This window comes from Herbaspirillum sp. C7C8, from assembly GCF_022627875.1.
Taxonomy (GTDB): domain Bacteria; phylum Pseudomonadota; class Gammaproteobacteria; order Burkholderiales; family Burkholderiaceae_D; genus Herbaspirillum.
Window position 1 is genome coordinate 249,491 of the sequence record NZ_JABXGG010000003.1, and the last position, 24,732, is coordinate 274,222.

20 protein-coding genes and 1 tRNA gene are annotated in these 24,732 nt (G+C 61.6%); 7 read left to right on the forward strand and 14 right to left on the reverse strand.

The genetic code is table 11. The annotated features are described in order from the left end of the window. Nucleotides 1-149 precede the first annotated feature (149 nt). Nucleotides 150-2,255: an elongation factor G gene (fusA, locus tag HWE01_RS05710; RefSeq protein WP_241821289.1), complete on the forward strand. Its 2,106-nt coding sequence runs from the start codon at nucleotides 150-152 to the stop codon at nucleotides 2,253-2,255. A gap of 302 nt (nucleotides 2,256-2,557) precedes the next feature. Here the strand turns inward: fusA and HWE01_RS05715 are convergent. From HWE01_RS05715 to rpmH, 7 genes are all read right to left on the reverse strand, one after another. Further along, nucleotides 2,558-2,634 (reverse strand) — tRNA-Asp (locus HWE01_RS05715). 110 nt (nucleotides 2,635-2,744) lie between these two features. After that, nucleotides 2,745-3,338 carry a nitroreductase family protein gene (locus HWE01_RS05720; protein ID WP_008332918.1) on the reverse strand — a complete coding sequence of 198 codons (594 nt, stop codon included), beginning with the start codon at nucleotides 3,336-3,338 and terminating at the stop codon, nucleotides 2,745-2,747. A gap of 322 nt (nucleotides 3,339-3,660) precedes the next feature. Beyond that, on the reverse strand, nucleotides 3,661-5,061 hold the full coding sequence (mnmE, locus tag HWE01_RS05725; RefSeq protein ID WP_241821290.1) for a tRNA uridine-5-carboxymethylaminomethyl(34) synthesis GTPase MnmE: 1,401 nt from the start codon (nucleotides 5,059-5,061) through the stop codon (nucleotides 3,661-3,663). Between the two features lie 153 nt (nucleotides 5,062-5,214). Next, the gene (gene yidC / locus HWE01_RS05730; RefSeq protein ID WP_008332923.1) at nucleotides 5,215-6,915 is read right to left on the reverse strand and encodes a membrane protein insertase YidC; all 1,701 of its coding nucleotides are present in this window, start codon (nucleotides 6,913-6,915) and stop codon (nucleotides 5,215-5,217) included. A gap of 16 nt (nucleotides 6,916-6,931) precedes the next feature. Continuing rightward, complete coding sequence (gene yidD, locus HWE01_RS05735; protein WP_241821291.1) at nucleotides 6,932-7,288, reverse strand: membrane protein insertion efficiency factor YidD; 357 nt, start codon at nucleotides 7,286-7,288, stop codon at nucleotides 6,932-6,934. 18 nt (nucleotides 7,289-7,306) lie between these two features. After that, complete coding sequence (rnpA, locus tag HWE01_RS05740; protein ID WP_175343975.1) at nucleotides 7,307-7,720, reverse strand: ribonuclease P protein component; 414 nt, start codon at nucleotides 7,718-7,720, stop codon at nucleotides 7,307-7,309. A gap of 26 nt (nucleotides 7,721-7,746) precedes the next feature. Next, a complete protein-coding gene (gene rpmH, locus HWE01_RS05745) occupies nucleotides 7,747-7,884 on the reverse strand; it encodes a 50S ribosomal protein L34 (RefSeq protein WP_006461360.1) in 138 nt (45 codons plus the stop codon). A gap of 502 nt (nucleotides 7,885-8,386) precedes the next feature. Here rpmH and HWE01_RS05750 point away from each other — a divergent pair. The 5 genes from HWE01_RS05750 to HWE01_RS05770 all read left to right on the forward strand — a co-directional run bounded on the left by HWE01_RS05750 (nucleotide 8,387) and on the right by HWE01_RS05770 (nucleotide 14,640). Further along, a complete protein-coding gene (locus tag HWE01_RS05750; RefSeq protein WP_157174279.1) occupies nucleotides 8,387-8,605 on the forward strand; it encodes a hypothetical protein in 219 nt (72 codons plus the stop codon). 539 nt (nucleotides 8,606-9,144) lie between these two features. Continuing rightward, nucleotides 9,145-11,067, forward strand: coding sequence for a PrkA family serine protein kinase (locus HWE01_RS05755; RefSeq protein WP_008332931.1), 1,923 nt, complete (start codon nucleotides 9,145-9,147; stop codon nucleotides 11,065-11,067). 102 nt (nucleotides 11,068-11,169) lie between these two features. After that, nucleotides 11,170-12,438, forward strand: a complete 1,269-nt coding sequence (locus HWE01_RS05760) for a YeaH/YhbH family protein (RefSeq protein ID WP_008332932.1) — start codon at nucleotides 11,170-11,172, stop codon at nucleotides 12,436-12,438. Further along, nucleotides 12,435-13,964, forward strand: coding sequence for a SpoVR family protein (locus HWE01_RS05765; RefSeq protein ID WP_008332933.1), 1,530 nt, complete (start codon nucleotides 12,435-12,437; stop codon nucleotides 13,962-13,964). Before HWE01_RS05760 ends, HWE01_RS05765 begins: the two co-directional genes overlap by 4 nt. A gap of 22 nt (nucleotides 13,965-13,986) precedes the next feature. Beyond that, the gene (locus HWE01_RS05770; RefSeq protein WP_008332938.1) at nucleotides 13,987-14,640 is read left to right on the forward strand and encodes an LON peptidase substrate-binding domain-containing protein; all 654 of its coding nucleotides are present in this window, start codon (nucleotides 13,987-13,989) and stop codon (nucleotides 14,638-14,640) included. Between the two features lie 64 nt (nucleotides 14,641-14,704). Here HWE01_RS05770 and HWE01_RS05775 read toward each other — a convergent pair whose 3' ends face one another. The 4 genes from HWE01_RS05775 to metH form a co-directional block, all read right to left on the reverse strand. Then, nucleotides 14,705-15,394 (reverse strand): MarC family protein, encoded by a 690-nt coding sequence (locus HWE01_RS05775; protein ID WP_034351390.1) that lies wholly within the window; start codon nucleotides 15,392-15,394, stop codon nucleotides 14,705-14,707. A 109-nt stretch (nucleotides 15,395-15,503) separates the two neighbouring features. Beyond that, nucleotides 15,504-16,658 carry an MFS transporter gene (locus HWE01_RS05780; protein ID WP_241821355.1) on the reverse strand — a complete coding sequence of 385 codons (1,155 nt, stop codon included), beginning with the start codon at nucleotides 16,656-16,658 and terminating at the stop codon, nucleotides 15,504-15,506. A 308-nt stretch (nucleotides 16,659-16,966) separates the two neighbouring features. Next, a complete protein-coding gene (locus HWE01_RS05785) occupies nucleotides 16,967-17,251 on the reverse strand; it encodes a WGR domain-containing protein (RefSeq protein ID WP_008332962.1) in 285 nt (94 codons plus the stop codon). Between the two features lie 140 nt (nucleotides 17,252-17,391). Continuing rightward, the gene (gene metH / locus HWE01_RS05790) at nucleotides 17,392-21,135 is read right to left on the reverse strand and encodes a methionine synthase (protein ID WP_008332965.1); all 3,744 of its coding nucleotides are present in this window, start codon (nucleotides 21,133-21,135) and stop codon (nucleotides 17,392-17,394) included. Nucleotides 21,136-21,335: 200 nt separating this feature from the next. Here metH and HWE01_RS05795 point away from each other — a divergent pair, with 200 nt between their 5' ends. Continuing rightward, nucleotides 21,336-21,935, forward strand: coding sequence for a 5'-methylthioadenosine/S-adenosylhomocysteine nucleosidase (locus tag HWE01_RS05795; protein WP_241821292.1), 600 nt, complete (start codon nucleotides 21,336-21,338; stop codon nucleotides 21,933-21,935). Between the two features lie 89 nt (nucleotides 21,936-22,024). On the opposite strand, the gene fmt is transcribed toward HWE01_RS05795, so the two are convergent. The 3 genes from fmt to HWE01_RS05810 all read right to left on the reverse strand — a co-directional run bounded on the left by fmt (nucleotide 22,025) and on the right by HWE01_RS05810 (nucleotide 24,626). Then, nucleotides 22,025-22,978 carry a methionyl-tRNA formyltransferase gene (gene fmt / locus HWE01_RS05800; RefSeq protein WP_175343971.1) on the reverse strand — a complete coding sequence of 318 codons (954 nt, stop codon included), beginning with the start codon at nucleotides 22,976-22,978 and terminating at the stop codon, nucleotides 22,025-22,027. A 33-nt stretch (nucleotides 22,979-23,011) separates the two neighbouring features. Beyond that, nucleotides 23,012-23,818: an SDR family oxidoreductase gene (locus HWE01_RS05805; RefSeq protein ID WP_241821293.1), complete on the reverse strand. Its 807-nt coding sequence runs from the start codon at nucleotides 23,816-23,818 to the stop codon at nucleotides 23,012-23,014. A 100-nt stretch (nucleotides 23,819-23,918) separates the two neighbouring features. Then, complete coding sequence (locus HWE01_RS05810) at nucleotides 23,919-24,626, reverse strand: thiol:disulfide interchange protein DsbA/DsbL (protein ID WP_241821294.1); 708 nt, start codon at nucleotides 24,624-24,626, stop codon at nucleotides 23,919-23,921. Nucleotides 24,627-24,732: the final 106 nt, after the last annotated feature.

Genomic DNA, 24,732 nt, shown 5'->3' on the forward strand with positions numbered 1-24,732 from the left:
AAATCGCCAGCCCTTGAACTTTGGGGAAGACGTTCCTATTATCTAATGCTCATTACATAAATAAACGGTAATGAGCAACATCATTAATCAAACATTAACCCAGCAGTACTGAATCCAGCATTTGACGGCACCCATCGAAAGGACATGCCATGAGCCGCAAGACCCGAATAGAAAACTACCGCAACATCGGTATCAGCGCGCATATCGACGCGGGCAAGACCACGACCACCGAGCGCATTCTTTTTTATACGGGTGTGAACCACAAGATCGGTGAAGTGCACAACGGTGCGGCCACCATGGACTGGATGGAGCAGGAGCAGGAACGCGGCATCACCATCACCTCGGCGGCCACCACGGCCTTCTGGAAGGGCATGGCCGGCAATTATCCCGAGCACCGCATCAACATCATCGATACCCCGGGCCACGTGGACTTCACCATCGAGGTGGAGCGCTCCATGCGCGTGCTCGATGGCGCGGTGATGGTGTATGACTCGGTGGGCGGCGTGCAGCCGCAGTCCGAGACCGTCTGGCGCCAGGCCAACAAGTACAAGGTGCCGCGCATTGCCTTCGTCAACAAGATGGACCGCATCGGCGCGGACTTCTTCCGCGTGCAGAAGCAGATCGAGGAACGCCTCAAAGGCAAAGCCGTCCCCATCCAGATTCCGGTGGGCGCGGAAGACCATTTCTCGGGCGTGATCGACCTGGTCAAGATGAAGGCCATCATCTGGGACGAAGCCAGCCAGGGCGTGCTGTTCAAGTATGAAGACATCCCGCTGGAGCTGGAGGACACCGCACGCCACTGGCGCGACCTGATGGTCGAGCAGGCTGCCGAGGCCAATGAGGAACTGCTGGAGAAATATCTCTCCGGCAATCCCCTGAGCGAAGACGACATCAAGCGCGGCCTGCGCCTGCGCACGGTGGCCAACGAGATCGTGCCGATGCTGGCCGGCAGCGCCTTCAAGAACAAGGGCGTGCAGGCCATGCTGGATGCGGTGATCGATTACCTGCCCTCGCCCGTGGACGTGCCCGCCATTGCCGGCCATGCCGAGGACGACAGCGAGATCGAGCGCCATCCTTCGGACGAGGAACCGTTCTCGGCGCTGGCCTTCAAGATCATGACCGATCCCTTCGTGGGGCAGCTGACCTTTTTCCGCGTGTATTCCGGCATCGTCAATTCGGGCGACACGGTCTACAACCCGGTCAAGGGCAAGAAGGAACGCCTGGGCCGCATCCTGCAGATGCACGCCAACGAGCGCAAGGAAATCAAGGAGGTGTTCGCGGGCGATATCGCGGCCGCCGTGGGCCTGAAGGATGTGACGACCGGTGACACGCTGTCGGATCCGGAACATCCCATCATCCTGGAACGCATGATCTTCCCTGAGCCCGTGATCTCGCAGGCGGTGGAACCGAAGACCAAGGCCGACCAGGAAAAGATGGGCATCGCCTTGAATCGCCTGGCGCAGGAGGATCCGTCCTTCCGCGTGCATACCGATGAGGAATCGGGCCAGACCATCATGTCGGGCATGGGCGAGCTGCACCTGGAAATCCTGGTGGACCGGATGAAGCGCGAATTCAACGTCGAGGCCACGGTGGGCAAGCCGCAGGTGGCTTACCGCGAAGCGATCCGCAAAGGCGTGGAAGATGTCGAGGGCAAGTTCGTCAAGCAGTCCGGTGGACGCGGGCAGTATGGCCACGTGGTGATCAAGCTGGAGCCGCAGCCGGCCGGCAAGGGCTATGAATTCGTCGATGCCATCAAGGGTGGCGTGGTCCCGCGCGAGTTCATCCCGGCGGTCGACAAGGGTATCCAGGAGTCGCTGAAGGCGGGCGTGCTGGCCGGTTATCCGGTGGTTGACGTGAAGGCTACGCTGACCTTCGGTTCGTACCACGATGTGGACTCCAACGAAAACGCCTTCCGCATGGCCGGCTCCATGGCCTTCAAGGAAGCGATGAAGCGTGCCGGTCCGATGCTGCTGGAACCGATGATGCAGGTCGAGGTGGAAACGCCCGAGGAATTCATGGGCAACGTGATGGGCGACCTGTCGTCGCGGCGCGGGATGGTGCAGGGCATGGAAGACATCGTGGGCGGCGGCAAGCTGGTGCGTGCTGAAGTCCCGTTGTCGGAAATGTTCGGCTACTCGACCACGCTGCGCTCGCTCTCGCAGGGGCGCGCGACTTACTCGATGGAGTTCAAGCACTATGCCGAAGCGCCGAGGCAGGTGGTGGAGCAGTTGTCGGGGAGCAAGGGCAAGGGTTGATTGGACTTGCTGGCTGCTGGCTGTATGAAGAAGCCGATGCGTCTTGGGGTGCATCGGCTTTTTTCTTATTGCAGATGGCGCAGAAAAGAACGCGCAAAAACAAAAACGCCCCATTCTTGCGAATGAGGCGTTTTATCTGGCGGAGCGGACGGGGCTCTCCTACACAAGCGCAGGCCGCGGAATCGCTTGCAAGCGATTCCCTTCTCGCCCCGCCGGGAGCCGCGCAGGCGGCTCCCTCCACTCCGCAGTTTTTGCTTCGCAAAAACAAAAATGCCCCGTTCTTGCGAACGGGGCATTTTATTTGGCGGAGCGGACGGGGCTCGAACCCGCGACCCCCGGCGTGACAGGCCGGTATTCTAACCAACTGAACTACCACTCCTAAAACCGTTTCAGCTGTCCTTGCTTGCTGAAAGATCGCTATTATAGGAGAGACTTTTTCAAAAAGCCAGGCCTTTTTTAGAAAATTGCGAAATATTTTACGAGCAGGCCTTACGCCTTGAACTTGCCCTCGAATGCCAGCTTGGAGAGCGGCTCACGCGGGCTGGGCACTTCACGTGCCTGCAACCCTTCCGGCAGGACCGACTTGTCACCCAGCTTGCCCACCACCACCATGGCTTCCACCGAGAATTCAGCCGGCACATTCAGTTCAGTGCGGGCGCGGTCCTTGTCGAAACCGGCCATGCCGTGCGCATGCCAGCCCGACAGCGACGCCTGCAAGGCCAGATAACCCCAGGCCGAGCCGGTGTCGAAGGAATGGGTCGGCGCCGGTACCGCGTCGGTGGCACCCGGCGGCACCATCACGGTCCGCGACAACACCACGATCAGCGCCGAAGCATTGGCACACCAGCTACGGTTGAATTCGTTCAACAGACCCAGCAGGCTGTCCCAGGCCGGCGTGCCACGACGCGCGTAGACGAAGCGCCAAGGCTGCGCATTGTAGGCCGAGGGCGCCCAGCGGGCGGCTTCCAGGAAAGTCAGGACGGTTTCTTCAGAGATCTCGGCACCGTTGTAGGCGCGCGGAGACCAGCGGTTCAGGAATTGCGGATCAATGGGATAGTCAGCGTTGCGCGGATTGGCGGACATGCTCTTTTTCCTATGGTGATGTGAGAGGGATGAATTCAGGCAGCTGGCATCTTAGCAGCGCCGCCCCTTTGCTGCAGAGCCTGGACAGATCGGTATGGATATAAAAAAACCCGCGCACCTTGCGGTGGCGGGTTAAATCCAATTCTCAGGGGTGATGAATTGGAGGGGGAGGAACTTCAGAATAACGATGCCCCTCTTGCGCCTCCAACGTTTTTACACGCTGTAACATCCGTTGCAATTGTGCAGTGGACTGTGAGCTATCTGTCAGGATTGGGTAACTTGTTGTCGCCCTAACACGACATGCTCCGATTTGGGAGCAAGCTCATTTCCCGATACAGAAGCGCGAAAAGATCACCCCCAGCAAATCATCCGGCGTGAACTTGCCGGTGATGCTGGACAAGCGCTCCTGCGCCAGCCGCAGTTCTTCCGCAAACAGATCCAGCGCATGTTCACCGGCCTCATTGTCCAACGCCGCATGCGCCGCCGCATGGGCCAGGTGCTCATCGGCCGCCTTCAACGCCAGCAAGTGACGCTCGCGGGCCAGATAGCGCGACTCCACTGTCTGCTGCCAGCCAGCAATGCGCAGCAATTCGGCCCGCAACAAGTCCACGCCCTGTCCTTCGGACGCCGAAAGGTAAACGTGCGTGGCATCGGGCATGGTATCCACGGCCGGCTTGTGGCCGGAGCGGTCGATCTTGTTCCAGATGCGGATGATGGGTACGCCTTCAGGAAAGCGCGCGGTGATCTTCTCATCTTCCAGCGTAGGGCCACGGTCAGCGTCCAGCATGTGCAGGATCACATCGGCCTTGGCCACCTCGGCCCAGGTGCGCTCGATGCCGATGCGCTCGACTTCATCCGGGCCGCTGCCATCCTCGCCGGCCTCGCGAATGCCGGCGGTATCGATGATGTTCAGCGGCATGCCCTCGATCTGGATGGTCTGCGTCACCTTGTCGCGCGTGGTGCCAGCGATGGGCGTGACGATGGCCACATCCGATCCGGCCAGTACGTTCAACAGCGAGGACTTGCCCACGTTGGGCTTGCCGGCCAGCACCGCATTCAATCCATCACGCAGCAAGGCCCCCTGGGCCGCATGCCTGAAGACCTCTTCCAGCGTGGCGCGGATGGTGGCCAACTGACCGCGGGCGTCACTCTGCTTGAGGAAATCGATTTCTTCCTCGGGGAAATCCAGCGTCGCTTCCACCAGCATGCGCAGGCGCGTGACCTGGTCCACCAGCTCATGAATCACCTTGGAGAAGGCGCCCGAGAGCGATTCGGAGGCCGACTTGGCCGCCGCCTCGGTAGTGGCTTCGATCAGGTCGGCCACGGCCTCGGCCTGGGCCAGGTCGATCTTGTCGTTCAGGAAGGCGCGCTGGGTGAATTCACCCGGCTCGGCCAGGCGCAGACCGATCTCGCTGCCGGCCTGCACACAGCGCGCCAGCAACATCTGCATCACCACCGGGCCGCCGTGCCCCTGCAGCTCCAGCACATCCTCCCCGGTGTAGGAATGCGGGGCCGGGAAATGGATCGCCAGGCCCTGGTCGATCGGACTGCCATCCTCGTTGAGGAAAGGCAGATAGGTGGCATGACGCGGCGACAGGCTGTCGCGACCACATACGGCGCGCATCACCGGCGCCAGGTTCTTGCCGGAAATGCGGACCACGCCAATGCCTCCGCGTCCGGGTGCGGTGGCGATGGCGGCAATGGGAGAAGAATCGAAAGTCATCTGCGAGTACTTGTTGTTGTGTTGAGGTGAGACCGCCGCTGCTCCCCCTCGGAGCAACGACGTAAAGCCATGTTAAACCTGCCTGCCCGGTACGACCGAAAAAAAACCCGTGGATTCCACGGGTTTTTCCTTTGATGGCCTGCAAGAACCGGATTACTTGGTCTTGCCGCTCTCGATGTTGCGGGTGATCACCCATTGCTGCGCGATCGACAGGATGTTGTTCGTCACCCAGTACAGCACCAGGCCGGACGGGAAGAAGAAGAACATGAACGAGAACACCAGCGGCATGAACATCATCACCTTGGCCTGGACCGGGTCCGGCGGGGTCGGGTTCAGCCTGGTCTGCAGGAACATCGATGCCGCCATGATGATCGGCAACAGGCCGATGGGCATGTTGAAGTAAGGGATGGTGCCGAACAGACGGTCAGGTGCGGTCAGGTCATGCACCCAGCCCAGCCACGGCGCGCCGCGCATTTCCACCGATGCCAGCAGCACCGAGTACAGCGAGATGAACACCGGAATCTGGATCACGATGGGCAGGCAGCCCCCCAGCGGATTGATCTTCTCGGTCTTGTAGAGCGCCATCATCTCGCGGTTCATGGCTTGCGGATCACCCTTGTGGCGTTCGCGGATGGCCTGCATCTTCGGCGAGACCGCCTTCATCTTGGCCATGCTGCGATAGCTGGCGGCCGACAGCGGGAAGAACACCAGCTTGATCAGCACCGTCAGCAGGATGATGGTCCAGCCCCAGTTGCCCACCAGGTTGTGGATGTGGGTCATCAGCCAGAAGATGGGCTCGGCGATCACGGTCAGGTGGCCGTAGTCGCGCACCAGATCCAGGCCCGGGGCAATGGCCTGCAGGGTCTTGGAAATGGTCGGGCCGGAATACAGCTGGCTGTCCATGGTCACGCTGGCGTTCGGTGCCACGGTGCCCAGCGGCAGGATGGAACCGACCGCATACAGGTTGTCGCCGACCTTCTTGCTGAAGATGTCGCGCTGCGCCTTCTCGGGCGGGATGAAGGCCGAGACGAAGTAATGCTGCACCATGGCGAACCAGCCATTGTCAGCCTTGTTGACGTGCTGCTGCTTGCCGTTGGCGATCTTCTCGAAGTCCAGCTTCTCGAAATGCTCGGCGTTGCTGTACACCGCAGGACCGGTGAAGGTGCTGTAGAAGTGCGATTCGCCACCGGGCTTGTTGCCGTCGCGCACCAGTTGCAGGTACAGCGAAGGATTGATCGCCGCGCCCGTGGTGTTGGTCACGGTGTGCTTGACGTCGATCAGGTAGCTGTCGCGCTTGAAGGTGTAGGTCTTGGTCAGCTTCACGCCACCCTGCTCGGCCACCAGCACCAGCTGGATTTCATTGCCATTGTCCAGCGTACGCGGACCGGCCTGGGCAGTGAAGAGGGTCTTGTGGTTGGGGAAGGGACCGCCGATCAGGCCCGACTCGGCCAGGTACATGTGGCCCGGTTCGGAATCGAACAGCACCACGTTCTTGGTCGGGTCGACCACGTCCGGTTGCTTCAGCAATTCCAGGCGCTTCAACTCACCGCCCACGGTATCGATGCTGGCCTTGACCAGGTCGGTGGTGATGGTGATGGTTTCGCCCTTGGTGGCGGCAGCCACGTCAGCCCCCGGCACGGCGCCAGGTGCCGGTGCGGGCGTGCCGGCCTGCGGCACGGGGGAGCCGGTCGGGCTGGCGGTGGGTGCGGCCGGATTGGCGGCGGCTTGCTCCTGAGTCGGGGTGGCCGACGGGAAGAACATCGACTGATGTCCGTTATGGCGCATCCAGCCATCCCACAGCAGTAGCAGGGAGAAGGAGAATACAACCCACAGGACGGTACGTTTGATATCCATATGCGTATTGATGAGTTCAGGAGTGGCTGCAACCGTCAGCGGCCACAGGGGGAGACAGCCGCGCTACCGAAGACGGCAGCGCAGTGGTCGGGGAATCGGGAACGGCAATCGAAGAAGACGGGCCTCTTGCCTCTGCCTCGGCATGCGCACGTGCCTCGGCCGAACCCGGCACGAAATCCAGGCCGCCGGCATGCCAGGGATGGCACTTGCACAGGCGCTTGCCGGCCAGCAGGCTGCCCTTGAGCGCGCCATGCAGGCGCACCGCCTCGGCGGCATAGTCGGAACAGCTGGGATAGAAACGGCAATTCTGCCCCAGGAAAGGGCTCACTCCCAGCTTGTAGGCACGTAACAGCAGGAGCAGAGGGGTCTTCATCACTTCCTGTTTTCCTGGCTATTTCCTGGCGAACGCGGGGGCGCTCGGCAGGAAGGCGAACAATTGCGTCAGTTCGGCGCGCAGCATGAGCTTGACTGCCACACTGCGGGCAGGATCCTTCCTGGTATTGACCGGGCGCGACAGCCGCACGATGCAGTCCACGGCAGGCAGCTGGGCCTGCCGAAACAGCTCGCGGGTAGCCCGCTTGATCGTGTTGCGGGTGACCGCACGGGGTGCCAGCCGCTTGGCCGCCACCACACCCAGACGGGCTTGCGGCAGGCTGTTGCGGCGTGCGTACAACACGAAATGCTCGGTACGATACACGGGGCGCAAACGAAAAACGGATGAAAACTCATCCGTTTTAACGATTCGCCGATCGCGTGGGAAGTCGCCTGCTTGACGTGCTGGAAGCGATGTACGGACGTCCGTCACACGAAACGGCTGCGCAAGGCCCCGGCTTAAACAGCAGCCAGACGCTTGCGGCCCTTGGCGCGACGGGCGTTGATCACGGCACGGCCGCCACGGGTGGCCATACGGGCACGGAAACCATGGGTACGCTTGCGACGCACGACGGAAGGTTGGTAAGTACGTTTCATGTTGGACTCGCTAAGTTGGGCTGCCTTGGAGCAAACAGCAAAAATAAATCGGAATTCTGGAACCGCTTTCGGTGTGCCTGTTCCGCATCACCGATGCCCTGCCGCCCAACAAGCCGGCAGCCCCTGCATCGCTGACACCATTAACTCTGTTGGCCTCTGCCGCCTCCCGGTGCAATACCTGGGTAATCGACCGGTGGGCAACTGAAACAGCACTGCGTCGGCACCGCGCGCAATTCTTCAGATGGTGAACCCTGAATTAGACTGCATTTTCCCCTTGGCTGTCAATGACTTATGCGCTTTTGCGCCCTCCCCGCCCCCGCAACGGCCGGCGTCAGAGGCAGAACGTGGCGGAATTGCCGCATCCCCTCACAATCCCGGCCTCTCACGGTGCCCCGCCTGCCCGGGAAAAACACGATATGAAGTTGCTTGCAAGACATCTCCCGTAATCCTGCCAATACCTTCATCGGATGGGGAGGAGGCATGAAGAAAACGCAAACAGTCCATGCGCCCGGCGCATGAACAAATCTGTAAATCATCTAAAGCATTTTTTCAGCGGCGCTGGACATCGGTGCGCCGGGGATGCGCACCGGCTGGGGATGAGGCGGATCAGCAACAGAGCAAGAGCGCAATCGTCGCCGTTACAAAAAAGATGGTTCATGCGGGCGGCACCCTGCAATATGACAAACATGCCTGGCACGATTCCAGCTATAAGGGGATATGAAGGAAAGAGATCGGTGCACAAGCATGCGCAAAAGGCACCGGGAGGAGGAGGACCACCGCATCGGCAGGACCAGCCCGTCCGGCCTGCTCTGAATGGCCCCACGGGCATTGTCCGCCTGTTCTCTTGCGTCGGCTATCAGGGATTTCACCATGGTGTCCTGCGCGAAAATAGCGCACCGTATGGTCAACCGCTGACGCGCTGCGCACATTGAAAGAGCATGATGTGAACGAGGCTTCCAATATCCCTGTGTCGGCAAGGGGATCAGAGCGTCAGCTCAACGCACGGGAACATGCAGGGAAAATCCTGGGCTTGGTGAACGAAGCTGCACTAATGGGATCATCAAGAGGAAGCAAAAAAAGGAATAGAATAAAAACACGATCCGAAAAGATCTTCGCATCACGCTGTGGATGCTACGGCTTTCAAAGAACACACCGGCAATGACGCAATACAGAGTCACCGACGCGTTCTTCGATAACCGCAGATGGCAAGTCCAGACATATGAATCTGTTTCGTACTTTTTTGAGAGCGACGGAGGTGGTATGGATATCTACAGCAGCTTTGCAAGCCGGTTCGACAAGACCAGAGAAGAAGAATTATCGCTTGAAGAGTATCTGAATCTTTGCAAGAACGACCCGGCAGTCTACGCATCGGCTGCCGAACGGATGCTGATGGCCATCGGCGAACCGGAGAAGGTCGACACCCGGGAAGATCCGCGCCTCTCGCGCATCTTCGCCAACAAGGTCATCAAGGTCTATCCCGCCTTCAAGGAGTTCTATGGCGCGGAAGAAGTCATCGAGCAGGTTGTTTCGTATTTCCGCCATGCCGCGCAGGGCCTGGAAGAGAAGAAGCAGATCCTTTATCTGCTGGGCCCGGTCGGTGGTGGCAAGTCTTCCATCGCCGAGCGCCTGAAGCAGTTGATGGAGCAGGTGCCCTTCTATTCCATCAAGGGTTCGCCGGTCAATGAATCGCCGCTGGGCCTGTTCGATTACGACGAAGACGGCCCCATCCTCGAAGAGCAGTACGGCATCCCGCGCCGCTATCTCAAACCCATCCTGAGCCCCTGGGCGGTCAAGCGCCTGCACGAGTACAACGGCGACATCCGCCAGTTCCGTGTGGTCAAGCGCTACCCGTCCATCCTGCGCCAGATCGGCATTTCCAAGACCGAGCCGGGCGATGAAAACAACCAGGACATTTCCACCCTGGTCGGCAAGGTCGACATCCGCAAGCTGGAACAATATTCGCAGGACGATGCCGACGCCTACAGCTATTCGGGCGGCCTGTGCCTGTCCAACCAGGGCCTGCTGGAGTTCGTGGAAATGTTCAAGGCCCCCATCAAGGTGCTGCACCCGCTGTTGACGGCCACGCAGGAAGGCAACTTCAAGGGCACCGAAGGTTTTGGTGCGATCCCCTTCGATGGCGTCATCCTGGCCCACTCCAACGAATCGGAATGGAAGGCCTTCCGCAACAACAAGAACAATGAAGCGCTGCTGGACCGCATCTTCATCGTCAAGGTGCCTTACTGCCTGCGCGTATCCGAAGAAATCAAGATCTACGAAAAGCTGATCCGCAGCTCTTCGCTGGGCAAGGCCACGTGCGCACCGGGCACGCTGAAGATGATGGCGCAGTTCTCGGTACTGACGCGCCTGAAGGAGCCGGAGAATTCGAGCCTCTTCTCCAAGATGCAGGTCTATGATGGCGAGAACCTGAAGGACACCGACCCCAAGGCCAAGTCCTACCAGGAGTATCGCGACTACGCCGGTGTGGATGAGGGCATGAACGGCATCTCCACGCGCTTCGCCTTCAAGATCCTTTCGCGCGTGTTCAACTTTGATACCACCGAGGTAGCGGCCAATCCGGTGCACCTGATGTACGTGCTGGAGCAGCAGATCGAGCGCGAGCAGTTCCCGCAGGAAGTCGAGCAGAAATATCTCTCCTTCGTGAAGGACACGCTGGCCTCGCGCTATGCCGAATTCATCGGCAAGGAAATCCAGACCGCGTATCTGGAATCGTATTCGGAATATGGCCAGAACGTCTTCGACCGTTACGTGACCTATGCCGACTTCTGGATCCAGGATCAGGAATACCGCGATCACGATACCGGCGAAAGCTTCGACCGCGCGGCCCTGAATGCGGAACTGGAAAAGATCGAGAAGCCGGCCGGCATCAGCAACCCCAAGGACTTCCGCAACGAGATCGTCAACTTCGTGCTGCGTGCGCGGGTCAACAACGGCGGCAAGAATCCGCTGTGGACCAGCTATGAAAAACTGCGCGTGGTGATCGAGAAGAAGATGTTCTCCAACACCGAAGACCTGTTGCCGGTGATTTCCTTCAACGCCAAGGGCTCCACCGAAGAAATGCAGAAACACGAAGACTTCGTCAACCGCATGGTCAGCAAGGGCTACACGCCCAAGCAGGTACGCCTGCTGTGCGAATGGTACCTGCGCGTGCGCAAGTCCTCGTAAGCGCCGCTGTTGCGCATCGCCCGCTCCAAGCACGGCGATGCGCGCGGCGACCCTTCGGCGCCGTGCGCCTGGCGCACCGCCGACCACTAGCAGGAGAACCGAGTGCTGCATCAGATCATCGACCGCAGGCTGGCTGGCAAGAACAAGAGCATCGCCAACAGGGAGCGCTTCCTGCGGCGCTTCAAGGGGCATATCCAACGTTCGGTGGCGGACGCCGTGCGCGACCGCAGCATCACCGATCTGGAAAAATCGAAGAGCATCAGCATCCCGCGCAAGGATGTCTCGGAGCCCTTCTTCCATCACGGCAAGGGTGGCAAGCGCGAAGCCGTGCATCCCGGCAACCAGGATTACCTGCAGGGTGACCGCATCCCGCGCCAGAACGGCGGCAGTGGCGGCGGTGGCGGCAGCAGTGCCAGCAACGAGGGGGAAGGACAGGACGATTTCACCTTCGAGCTGACCCGCGAAGAATTCATGCACTACTTCTTCGAGGATCTGGAACTGCCGCGTCTGGTGGAAACCAATCTGCTGCAAGTACCCAACTGGAAGAACCAGCGTGCCGGGTATTCGGTCGATGGATCGCCCAACAATATCGACGTGGTGCGTTCGCTGCGCTCTTCGCTGGGCCGCCGCATCGCCCTGGGCGGGCCGCTGCAGCGCCAGCTCGATGCCGCCGAAGAAGCGCTGGCCGAGATGAAGCGCAAGCCTCAGGAGCACAGCGCCGACATCCCGCTGCTGGAAGAGGAAGTGAAGCATTTGCGCGCCCGCATCCTGCGCATCCCCTTCATCGACCCTTTCGATCTGCGCTATGTGAACAGGGTGCGCCAGCCGCAGCCCTCCAGCCGTGCGGTGATGTTCTGCGTGATGGACGTATCGGGCTCGATGGATGAGCAACGCAAGGATTTGTCCAAACGCTTCTTCATCCTGCTGTATCTCTTTCTCACGCGCAATTACGAACACATCGAAGTGGTCTTCATCCGCCATCACACCCGCGCCGATGAAGTCGATGAAAACACCTTCTTCCATTCGCAGGAAAGTGGCGGCACGGTAGTCTCCAGCGCGCTGGAGCTGATGCACGACATCATCACCAAACGCTACTCGCCCAGCGAATGGAACATCTACGGCGCGCAAGCCTCGGATGGCGACAACTGGAACGACGATTCCCCCAAGTGCCGTGAACTGCTGGAGTCCGCCATCCTGCCGCTGACGCGCTACTTCGCCTACATCCAGGTGGCCGAGCCGGAACAGAACCTGTGGACCGAGTACATGCAGCTGATCGAATCGCATCCGCACTTCGCCATGAAGAAGGTGCAATCGGCCGCCGAGATCTATCCGGTCTTCCGCGAACTCTTTGAAAAGCAGGTGCACGCATGAACAGCCGCTTCAAGCATGACCCGCTGCCTTGCCCCTCGGACTGGAGCTTTGATCTCATCGAGCGCTACAACGAGGAAATCGCACGCGTGGCCAAGGGTTACGAGCTGGACATCTACCCCATCCAGCTGGAGATCATCTCGGCCGAGCAGATGATGGATGCCTATGCCTCGCACGGCATGCCGGTCAACTATCGCCACTGGTCCTACGGCAAGCATTTCATGCTGACCGAGCGCGACTACAAGCGCGGGCAGATGGGCCTGGCCTACGAGATCGTGATCAATTCCGATCCCTGCATCGCCTACCTGATGGAAGAGAACACGATGACCATGCAGGCCCTGGTCATCGCCCATGCGGCCTATGGCCACAACTCCTTCTTCAAGGGCAATTACCTGTTCCAGCTGTGGACCGATGCCAGCGCCATCATCGATTATCTGGTGTATGCGCGCAATTACATCGCCGAGTGCGAGGAACGGCATGGCTTCGAACGCGTGGAGGAATTGCTGGACTCCTGCCATGCGCTGATGAATTACGGCGTGGACCGCTACAAGCGTCCGCAACGCCTGTCGCTGGCACAGGAGAAGGCGCGCCAGCGCGAACGCGAAGCCTATATGCAGTCGCAGGTCAACGAGCTGTGGCGCACCTTGCCGGCAAAAAAGGAAACGGCGGCCGCCGCCGTGGAAGGCCGCTTCCCTTCCGAACCGCAGGAAAACCTGCTGTACTTCGCCGAGAAGAATGCGCCCCTGCTGGAGCCCTGGGAACGCGAGGTGATCCGCATCGTGCGCAAGGTCGGGCAGTATTTCTATCCCCAGCGCCAGACCCAGGTGATGAACGAAGGCTGGGCCACCTTCTGGCATTACACGCTGTTGAATACGCTCTATGACCAGGGCCGCCTGACCGATGGCTTCATGATGGAATTCCTGCACTCGCACAGCAATGTGGTGTTCCAGCCGCCCATCACCAAACCGTATTACAACGGCATCAATCCGTATGCACTGGGCTTCTCGATGATGAGCGACATCCGCCGCATCTGCGAGAATCCCACCAATGAAGACCGCGAGTGGTTCCCCGACATCGCCGGGCGCAACTGGCTCGATACCCTGCAATACGTGATGCGCAACTACAAGGACGAGAGCTTCATTGCGCAATATCTCTCGCCCAAGCTCATGCGCGACATGCGCATGTTCGCCGTGCTCGATGACGAGGCGCGCAGCGAGATCGAGGTCTCGGCCATCCACAACGAGCGCGGTTTCCAGTACGTGCGCCAGGCCCTGTCCCGGCAGTACGACATCAACCATCGCGAACCCAACATCCAGGTCTGGTCGGTCAACACGCGCGGCAATCGCAGCCTCACGCTGCGCCACTTCCGCAGCGATGGCCGCTCGCTGGGCGACAGTACCAACGAGGTGCTGCGCCACATGGCGCGGCTGTGGCAGTTCGACGTCTATCTGGAGAGCGTGGACGACAACGGCTACATCGTGCAGCGCTATGAATGCGTGGCCGAGAACCGGTATGCTCTGCGTTCGTGAGTGACCGCCGCCAGGAGTAACCATGCCCGCCGCCCCCGCTACCCCGCGCCCGCCGATCTCGGCCCAGACCATCCCGCTGTTTCCGCTGGCCAGCACGCTTTTCCCGGAAGGGCGGCTGCCGCTGCAGATCTTCGAGGTGCGCTACCTGGACATGATAGGCAAGTGCATCGCCGAGGGCAGCAGCTTCGGCGTGGTGGCCCTGACGGAAGGATCGGAAGTGCGGCGCCCCGGCCAGAGCGAACGCTTCGTCGGCGTGGGCACGCTGGCGCGCATCCAGGAATGGAGCACGCCCTCGCCCGGTCTCATGCGCATCGCCTGTCTGGGTGGCGAACGCTTTCGCATCGTGCAGGCCGAGCAGCAGAAACACGGACTATGGACCGCGCAAGTGGAGATGATGGAAGCGGACCGCGCCGTGACAATCCCCGAGGAGTTGCGCAATACCGCGCAGGCGCTGGAGAATCTGCTGCAATCGGTGTTGCGCCAGGGCCTGCCGGATAGCGAGGTGCCCATCGCCGCGCCTTACCGGCTGGACGATTGCGGCTGGGTGGCCAACCGCTGGGCCGAGATGATGCCCATTTCCGTGAACCTCAAGCAGAGCCTGCTGGCGCTGGACAACCCGCTGTTGCGGCTGGAGCTGGTGCAGGATGCACTGGATGAGTTGGGCTGGCTGAAATAGTTAGTTATTTCCATATTGCAACTAACTATCCCGTTTCAGATTTTTTGGCTTTCCCGCATTCCCATCACGGCGCCACGCCACTGATCCCCGCCTCGGCCAGCAGCGCCGACATCCCCGACCAGAAGATCTGGATCCCGATACACAGCAGGATGAAGGCCGACAGGCGCAGCACCACCATGGTGCCCAGGCGCCCCATCAGCAGCACCAGCTTGTGCGCATAGTTGTAGCAAAGGAAGATCACCAGCGCCGTGAGCGCCGCGCCCAGGGCGGCACTGCCGACCGAGATGACCCAATCCAGCAGGCGGGTCGGCGTATTGGCGCCCAGCGTGATGGAAGCGGCGATGGTGCCGGGGCCGACGGTCAGGGGGAAGCTCATCGGATAGAAGCTGCGCGCCTTGATTTCGTCGTCGGGCAGGTCTTCGTCATAGGACTTGGCCACTTGCGTGGGGATGGAGCTGTCCTGACTGTTGTCGTTGAGCAGTTTCCAGCCCGAGACCGCCACCAGCAGGCCGCCCCCCACGCGCACGATGGGCAGCGAGATACCGAAGAAGGTCAGCACGTGCGAGCCGATGAAGATGGCCGCCACCAGCATGAACCAGCAATTGATGGCGACCTGGCGCGCGATGCGCTTTTCGGTGCTGCGGCTGACGTTGCCCAGCAGGTTGGCGAAGACCGGCGCGATGCCCAGGGGATTAAGGATGGGCAAGAGCGTGATCGGGATCAGGACGACCGCCTTGAGGAAAAGGATGAACATGGCGCGATGAGAAGAAACGGCATTGAAGGTTGACCCGGCAGCGTAGCTGAAAGCCGCTACGCTGCCAACCACGGCGCCATCTGCCGTTGCGCCGTTGCGCCCTTTTCTCTCAGGCGGCGCGCAGCTGCATGCCGCGCACCCTTGTCAACAGCAGCACGGCGATGCTCAGGTTCAACAGGTTCCAGGCGATGCCGTTGGCAAAGGCGGCGTGGTAATTGCCGGTGAGGTCAAAGATTTTGCCCGACATCCATCCGCCCAGGGCCATGCCGAACATGGTGGCCATGATGACCGCGCCCACGCGCTGACCCGCTTCGGCGGCGGGGAAGTATTCACGCACGATGATGGCATACGAGGGCACGATGCCGCCCTGGAACAGACCGAACAGGGCCGAGATGAGATAGAGCGAGGCCAGGCTGTCGAAGGGGATGAACAGCAGCAGCGACAGGCCCTGCAGCGCCGAGCCCAGCAGCAGCGTGCGCAGGCCGCCGATGCGGTCGCAGATGGCGCCGGAGACCAGACGGCTGACCACGCCGCAGGCCAGCATCAGCGAGAGCATCTGGGCACCGCGCGCCGGGCCGTAGCCGAGGTCGCCGCAGTAGGCGACGATATGGACCTGGGGCATGGCCATGGCGACGCAGCAGGCGACACCCGCCACGCACAGCAGCAGCTGCGCCGAGCCCGGTGCCAGGCCGAAGGGGCGCGGGCCGCCGCCGGGGCGGGCGGTGACAGTCGCGCTGTCCTGCACCGGCGGGCGGGCGCGCATGAGCAGGGCCAGGCTGCACATGATGAGGCTGCAGGCGATGCCCATGCCGATGTAGGTGTGCTGCCAGCCGACGCTATCGACAAAGTGCTGGACGATGGGCGGCCACAGCGCGCCGCCCAGGTAGTTGCCGCTGGCGCACACCGCCACGGCGATGCCGCGCCGCTTGCGGAACCACAGCGAGGTATCGGCCACCAGCGGCGAGAAGGTACAGGCCGTGCCCAGCAAGCCGATCAGCAGGCAGTGGGCGGCCATGAAGCACCAGATGTTGGGCGCCAGCGCGGCCGCGATGAAGCCTGCACCCAGGCAGGCCCCGCCCAGCAGCAGTGGACGCATGATGCCGTAGCGGTCGGCCATGCGGCCCATGAAGAGGCCGCCGACGCCCACGCCCAGCATGGTCAGGGTGTAGGGCATGGAGGCCAGTCCGCGATCTACCTGGAAATGCGCCTGTACCGCCGGCAGCACCACCGCCATCACGTACATGCCGCTGGCGCCCACGATCATGAGGACCAGGGTGATGCACAGGCGCAGTACGGCATAGGAGGAATCGACCTGGTAACGGTCAGCGGCAGAATGGGACAATGAAGAAGGCACGGCTGTCTCCGGACTAATTTTTTTACATTATTGATGATTTAGTTTTTGCGTCGGCATTTCTAAGTTTTTTTACCGGCCGCGCAACAAACTGCACCCGATAGGTGCAAATTCCAGGCTGACTAGCCTATCACGCAGCATGCCGGCTTGCTGGTGGACGTACAAAAAAGCCGCCCGGACCAGCAAGGCGCGAACGGCGATCAAGAACGAAGACGACGGCCTCACCCCACGTGATAAAGATGCACCGGCCGAAACCCCAACCGCTCCTTGTGCCGCGCAATCTTCTGCAGCATCCGCAAGCCCTCCTCATGCCCGGCCACCACCACCCGGCGCACCGCGCTGCGGCCTTCGATGCCGTCCCAGGCTTGCGTGAGCACCCAGTCGCCCAACAGATCCTGCACCAGGTCGACGGTGAAGATGGCGCGCGTGTTGCCATCGGTGAAGTGCAGGCGCGTAGCCACGGTCACGGGCAGTGCATGGGTGACGTGGTCAGCAGAATCAATCATGGAAAAAACGAGGCGACGGAACGGCGGGCGTGGATGATAGCAGGACGACGGCGCAATACAAGAACCAGCGAGAAAGGTTCAGGAATGAAACAAACCGTCCGGCACAGGGGCCGGACGGTTTGCTTCATTCCGTAAATCATTTACAGATTAGGGGCCAGCCAGCGTTCCACGTCTTGCTTGGGCACATGGCGGCGCTCTGCCATGTCGACCACCTGATCCTCGCCGATCTTGCCGACCACGAAGTACTTCGACTGCGGATGCGCGAAGTAGAAGCCCGACACCGAGGCACCGGGGAACATGGCGTAAGACTCGGTCAACTGCATGCCGATCTCGTCGCACTGCATGACGCGGAAAGCGTCCGCCTTGACGGTGTGCTCCGGGCAGGCCGGATAGCCGGGCGCGGGACGGATGCCGAGATATTTTTCCTTGATGAGATCGGTGCTGCTCAGGTTCTCGTCAGCCGCATAGCCCCACAGGTCCTTGCGCACGCGCTCATGCAGGTATTCGGCGAAGGCTTCGGCCAGGCGGTCGGCCAGGGCCTTGAGCATGATGGACGAGTAATCGTCATGCGCATCCTCGAAACGCTTTTCGTATTTCTCGATACCGAGGCCAGCGGTCACGGCAAACATGCCGATGTAATCCTGCACGCCAGACTCCTTGGGTGCGATGAAGTCCGACAGGCACTGGTTGGGACGCGCCACGCCATCGACCACCGGCTTCTCGGTCTGCTGGCGCAGGCCGTAATAGGTGAAGGCGACCTGGCTGCGGCTGTCGTCGGTGTAGATCTCGATGTCGTCATCGTTGACGGTGTTGGCCGGCAAGAGCGAAATGACGCCATTGGCCGTGAGCCAGCGGCCATCGATGATCTTCTTCAGCATCGCCTGGGCTTCCTGGAAGACCTTGGTCGCGGCTTCGCCCACGACTTCATCGGTGAGGATGGCAGGGTAAGGACCGGCCAGGTCCCAGGTCTGGAAGAACGGACCCCAGTCGATATAGTTGGCCAGCAAACCCAGGTCCACATTCTTGAACAGGCGACGGCCGATGAACTTGGGCTTGACCGGGGCGAATTCCAGCTTGGTCTTGTTGGCACGGGCTGCGGCCAGCGACAGCATGGGCGCGGCCTTCTTGCTGGCGTGCTGTTCGCGGATGCGTTCGTAGTCAGCATTGAGGTCGGCCACGTACTGCGTCTTCTGCTCGTCGGCCAGCAGCGATTGCGCCACCGACACGGCGCGCGAGGCGTCCGGCACGTAGACCACCGGGCCTTCGTAGTTGGGGGCGATCTTGACCGCCGTGTGGGCGCGCGAGGTCGTGGCACCACCGATCATCAGCGGCATCTTCAATCCGGCGAAATACGGATCGCGCTGCATTTCCTTGGCGACATACGCCATCTCTTCCAGCGAGGGCGTGATCAGGCCGGAGAGTCCGATGATGTCGGCCTTCTCTTCCTTGGCCTTGGCCAGGATCTCGGCGCAGGGCACCATCACGCCCATGTTGACCACTTCGAAGTTGTTGCACTGGAGGACGACGGTGACGATGTTCTTGCCGATGTCGTGCACGTCGCCCTTGACGGTGGCAATGACGATCTTGCCCTTGGGCTTGGCGACTTCACCGGTGGCGATTTCGAGCTGGCGCTTCTCTTCTTCGATGAAAGGGATCAGGTGCGCCACGGCCTGCTTCATCACCCGCGCCGACTTGACCACCTGCGGCAGGAACATCTTGCCCTGGCCGAAGAGGTCACCGACCACGTTCATGCCGTCCATCAGCGGACCTTCGATCACGTGGATAGGACGACCACCATCGGCAGCGACCTGCTGGCGCACCTCTTCGGTGTCTTCCACGATCCACTGCGTAATGCCGTGTACCAGCGCATGCGAGAGGCGCTTGGCCACCGGCAGGTTGCGCCATTCCAGGGTGGCTTCTTCCTTCTTGTCGCCAGCCTTGAGCGTGGCGGCGTACTCGATCATGCGCTCGGTAGCGTCTTCGCGGCGGTTCAGGACCACATCTTCGACGCGCTCGCGCAGCTCGGCCGGCAGGTCGTCATAGACGCCGATCATGCCGGCGTTGACGATGCCCATGGTCATGCCGGCCTTGATGGCGTGATACAGGAAGACGGTGTGGATCGCTTCGCGCGCCGGGTCATTGCCGCGGAAGCTGAAGGACACGTTGGAGACACCGCCGCTGATCTTGGCGTAGGGCAGGTTCTGGTGGATCCAGCGGGTGGCTTCGATGAAGTCGACCGCGTAGTTGTTGTGTTCCTCGATACCGGTGGCGACCGCAAAGATGTTGGGATCGAAGATGATGTCTTCGGGCGGGAAGTCCAGCTTGTCCACCAGCAGGCGATAGGCGCGTTCGCAGATCTCGATCTTGCGGGCGAAGGTATCGGCCTGGCCCACTTCGTCGAAGGCCATGACGATGACGGCGGCGCCATAGCGACGGCACAGCTTGGCTTCGCGCAGGAATTTTTCCTCGCCTTCCTTCATCGAGATGGAGTTGACGATGGACTTGCCCTGCACGCACTTCAGGCCCGCTTCGATCACTTCCCACTTGGAGGAGTCGATCATGATGGGCACGCGCGCGATATCGGGCTCGGAGGCGATCAGGTTGAGGAAGCGCGTCATGGCGGCGACCGAATCGAGCATCGCCTCATCCATGTTGATGTCGATGATCTGCGCACCGTTTTCGACCTGCTGGCGCGCCACGGCCAGGGCTTCATCGTACTGTTCGTTCAGGATCAGGCGGGCAAAAGCCTTGGAACCGGTGACGTTGGTGCGCTCGCCGACATTGACATACAGCGAATCGTCATTGATGGTGAAGGGCTCCAGGCCCGACAGGCGCATCTCGTGCGTGGGCTCGGGGAGCTTGCGCGGCGCAATCGTGGCGACCGTCTCGGCAATGGCCTTGATGTGCGGCGGCGTGGTGCCGCAGCAGCCACCGGCGACGTTGACGAAACCGCTTTCGGCGAATTCCTTCAACAGGGCCGAGGTGACATCGGGGGTTTCATCGAAACCGGTGTCGCTCATCGGATTGGGCAGGCCGGCATTCGGATAGATGCAGACGAAGGTGTCGGCGATCTTGGAAAGCTCTTCCGCATAGGGACGCATCAGCGCCGCACCCAGCGCGCAGTTCAGGCCCACGGTGAGCGGACGCGCGTGGCGGATGGAGTTCCAGAAGGCGGTCACGGTCTGGCCCGAGAGAATGCGACCGGAGGCGTCGGTGACGGTGCCCGAGATCATGATGGGCAGGCGCTTGCCGCTCTCTTCGAAGAAAGTATCAATGGCGAACAAAGCCGCCTTGCAGTTGAGCGTGTCGAAGATGGTCTCCACCAGCAGCACGTCGGCACCGCCTTCAACCAGCGCGCGGGTCTGCTCCAGGTAGGCGGTGACCAGTTGATCAAACGTGACGTTGCGGGCAGCGGGGTCGTTGACGTCCGGCGAGATGGAAGCGGTCTTGGGCGTGGGGCCCAGGGCACCGGCCACGAAGCGCGGCTTGTCCGGGGTCGAGTACTTGTCGCAGGCGGCGCGTGCCAGACGGGCCGATTCCACGTTCATCTCGTAGACCAGATGCGCCATGTGGTAGTCGTCCTGGGCCACGCTGGTGGCGCCGAAGGTATTGGTCTCGATCAGGTCGGCACCGGCGGCCAGGTATTGCTCGTGGATTTCCTGGATGATGTGCGGCTGGGTCAGCGAGAGCAGTTCATTGTTGCCCTTGACGAACATCTCCTTGCCGGGAACGCTGAAGTCTGCGAAACGCTGGCCGCGATAATCCTCTTCAGTCAGCTTGTAGCGCTGGATCATGGTGCCCATGGCGCCATCGAGGATGAGGATGCGCTGCGACATCAGGTCGCGCAGCAGCAATTCGGTCTGGCACAGTTCGTTCGGCTTCATCTGGCGTTTTTCTCTGGTTACGGCAACAATGCGAGGCCTGTTCCCGCGCGCAGGCGCGCTGCGGATAAAAAAACCGGCCAGAAACGGACCGGTTCAACAGGCAAAAAGTGAACCCGATTATACGTCAAAGCACCCTTGCCCCGCCTCCCGGCAGGCTTTGCGGGCTGTGCTTCGTTGCAAACCGTTAACTATTTATACCGATGCCCGATCAAGCGCCCATCCTCATCCTGACCGCCCTGGAAAGTGAACTCGACGCCGCAGCGGCCCCGGCAGGCGTACAGGTGGTCTATTGCGGCGTGGGCAAGGTCAATGCCGCGCTGCATACGACGCAGGCCATCCTGACGCATCGTCCGCGCGCGCTCATCAATTTCGGCACGGCCGGCAAGATCGATCCCCTGCATGATGGCTTGCTGGAAGTGGCCGCCGTGCTCCAACGCGACATGGATGCCACTCCGCTGGCGCCGCGCGGGGTGACGCCGCTGATGAACCAGGAGCAACAACCCTCCCGATTGGTCTCCGGCTATCCGGGCGTCTTGTGCGGCACCGGCGACAGCTTCGTGACAGCCGCCGATGACTGGCTGCGGCAGCAGAAGGTGGATCTGGTGGATATGGAATTGTTTGCCATCGCCCGGGTGTGCAGCCACTTCGGCATCCCTTGGCGGGCCTTCAAGTTCATCACCGATGGCGCCGATGACGATGCTGCCGATGACTGGCAGGCGCGCGTGCATCTGGGAGAGGAACTGTTCTGGCGGCATCTGCCGCTGGTGCTCAGGCAGTTCGACGGAGAACGCGCAGGTTGAGTCGCGCAGGCATTCAGGCCCGGATGGAAGACTTTGTCCGCGTTTGAAACTAAGTCATCATTCGCGCCGAAAATGCCTGCCGGATGGGCTCAGGCGAAGCGCCCGCCTTCGAGTGGGAAGCCCTTGAGGAATTCTGCGGCGGCCAGGCGCTTGCCGCCCGGCTTCTGCAATTCGGTCAGCAGCAACGCCCCTTCACCGCAAGCCACCACGATGCCGCCCTGGGCATCGGCCGACAGCACCTGTCCCGGCTCGCCCTGTTGCGCCACCTTGACCGGACGCGCCTGCCACAGCTTGACGACCGTATCGCCGAAACGACCGGTGGCGCCGGGGAAGGGATTGAAGGCGCGGATGCGGCGGGCCAGCTGGTCGGCGCTCTGGCTGAAGTCGAGCGCGGCCTCTTCCTTGGCGATCTTGGCGGCGTAATTGGCGCCCTCGTCGGGCTGCGGGGTGGCTGAGAGCTCGCCGCGCTCCAGCTTGGCAATGGCTTCCACGATCATCTTGCCGCCCAGCGCGGCCAGCTTGTCATGCAGGCTGCCGGTGGTGTCGTCCTCGGCGATGGGGACGCTTTCAATCAACATCATGGGGCCGGTATCGAGCCCCTCTTCCATCTGCATGATGGTGATGCCGGTCTCGGCATCGCCCGCCTCGATGGCGCGATGAATGGGCGCGGCACCGCGCCAGCGCGGCAGGAGCGAACCATGGATGTTGATGCAGCCGTAACGCGGGATGTCGAGCACGCTGCGCGGCAGGATCAGGCCGTAGGCCGCCACCACCATCACGTCATGCGGGGTCGATTGCAGCAGGGCATGGGCCTCCTGCGCCACCTCCGGATACTTGCCGTTCAGACGCAGCGAGACCGGCTGCGCTACGGGTGTGCCATGCTTGATCGCGCATTGCTTCACGGGCGAAGCCTGCAGCTGCATGCCGCGTCCGGCCGGGCGGTCGGGCTGGGTCAGCACAAGGGTGATCTCGTGACCGGCGGCGTAGAGTGCTTCGAGCGCAACGGCGGCAAATTCCGGCGTGCCGGCAAAAATGATCTTCATGAAAAACTCCAAAGGCGAGCAAGGCCGCCAGATTTACGGATTGCGTTGCTTGTGCGGGGCGCGGGCGAAGGCCATATCGTACAGCCAGTTCGGCAGCAATCTCAGCAGCTTGGCCACCACGCCCATCTGCCAGGGAATGACGCGATAGCTCACGCCCTCGGTAATGCTCTCGACAGCGCGCTCGGCAAAGCGCTCCACCGGCATCAGGAAGGGCATGGGATAGGTGTTCACGCGCGTCATCGGGGTATCGATGTAGCCGGGCGCGATGGTGACGACCTGGATGCCGCTGCCGCGCAATTCCACCCGCAGCGATTCGCAGTAGCTGATGACGGCGGCCTTGGAGGCGCTGTAGGCGCCCGCCCCCGGCAGGCCGCGAATGCCGGCCACGCTGCCGATGCCGACCAGGCGGCAGCGGCGGCGCTGGTCCTCGGGCGCCGCCTTCATGCGCGCCACGAAGGGCGTGAAGGTGGCAAAGGTGGCTGTGACGTTGACGGCCAGGATGCGCTCAAAGGCGGCCAGGTCTTCCTGGTATTCGGTCAGCGTGCCCTGCGAAATGCCCGCATTGGCGATGACCACGTCGGCCCCGCCGAACTCGGCCAGGAAGGCGTCGGCGGCCGCGGCCAGCGCGGCGTGGTCGGTCACGTCGACGGCATAGACACGGTGCCGCTCAGCATGTGGCAGGCTGGCGCACAAGGCCTCCAGCTCGACCTTGCGCCGTGCGACCAGGCCGAGGATGGCGCCACGCCGGGCATAGGCCCGCGCCAGCGCCATGCCGATACCGCTGGAAGCTCCGGTCAGGAACACGCGTTCCTGGGCTGCAACGACGGGAAGGTTGGCCATGCCTGCTCCTGAGGTGATATGAAGGTTTAGGTAATTCCTGCTGCCCAAATGACAACGGTCCGCGGCCTTGCGGACGCGGACCGTGCGGAACGGGTGAAGCTTATTTCTTTTTTGCGTGGCTGCTGCCGGCGGCCTTCTCGGCGGCCACCTTGGCCACCAGGTGGTCCATCACCTGCAGGGCAGCGGCTTGCTGCATCGATTCCGGCTGATTGGCCAGGGCCACGCCGACCACGGCGGGCGAGGTGACATAGCGGCCATCGATGGCAATCATGGGTACGCCGTCGACCTTGTAGGCTTCCTGCAACTGGGCTGCGCGGCGAGCCTTGGTCTGGATGCCGAAGGAGTTGTAGAGGTCGAGGAATTTCTGCTTGTCCAGGCCGATCTTTTCGATGTAGGCCAGGATGGTCTTGTCGGTATTGATGCGCTGGCCTTCGACGTGGATGGCGTGGAAGATCTTGGGGGTCAGCTCTTCAGCCTTGCCCATGGCTTCCAGGGTGTAGTAGAGCTTCTGCTGCGGCACGAAGCTGTCGCGGAAGGCCACCGGCACCTTCTTGAAGTTGATCTTGTCACCCTGCTTCTTGACCCAGGCCGTCAGCGACGGGTCCCAGACGGCGCAGTGCGGGCAGTCGAACCAGAAGAATTCGGTCACTTCGACCTTGTTGCCGGAATCGGTCGGCTGGGCCTGCTCCAGCACGCGGTAGTCGCTGCCCACTTGCGGATTGGCCGGCGAGGCCGAGGCGCCAACGCTGGCGGTGAAGGCCAGTACGCCGAAGCTGACCGCGGCCAGCAGCTTTTGATGGAAACGCATGGTATTACCCTCTCTGATGGATAGTCGGTGGGACAGGCCGGTAGCCGTCCCGCGCCCGTCGTGCCGGTCGGTCATCCCCTGCCGCCGGCATCCACGGGTGCATTCT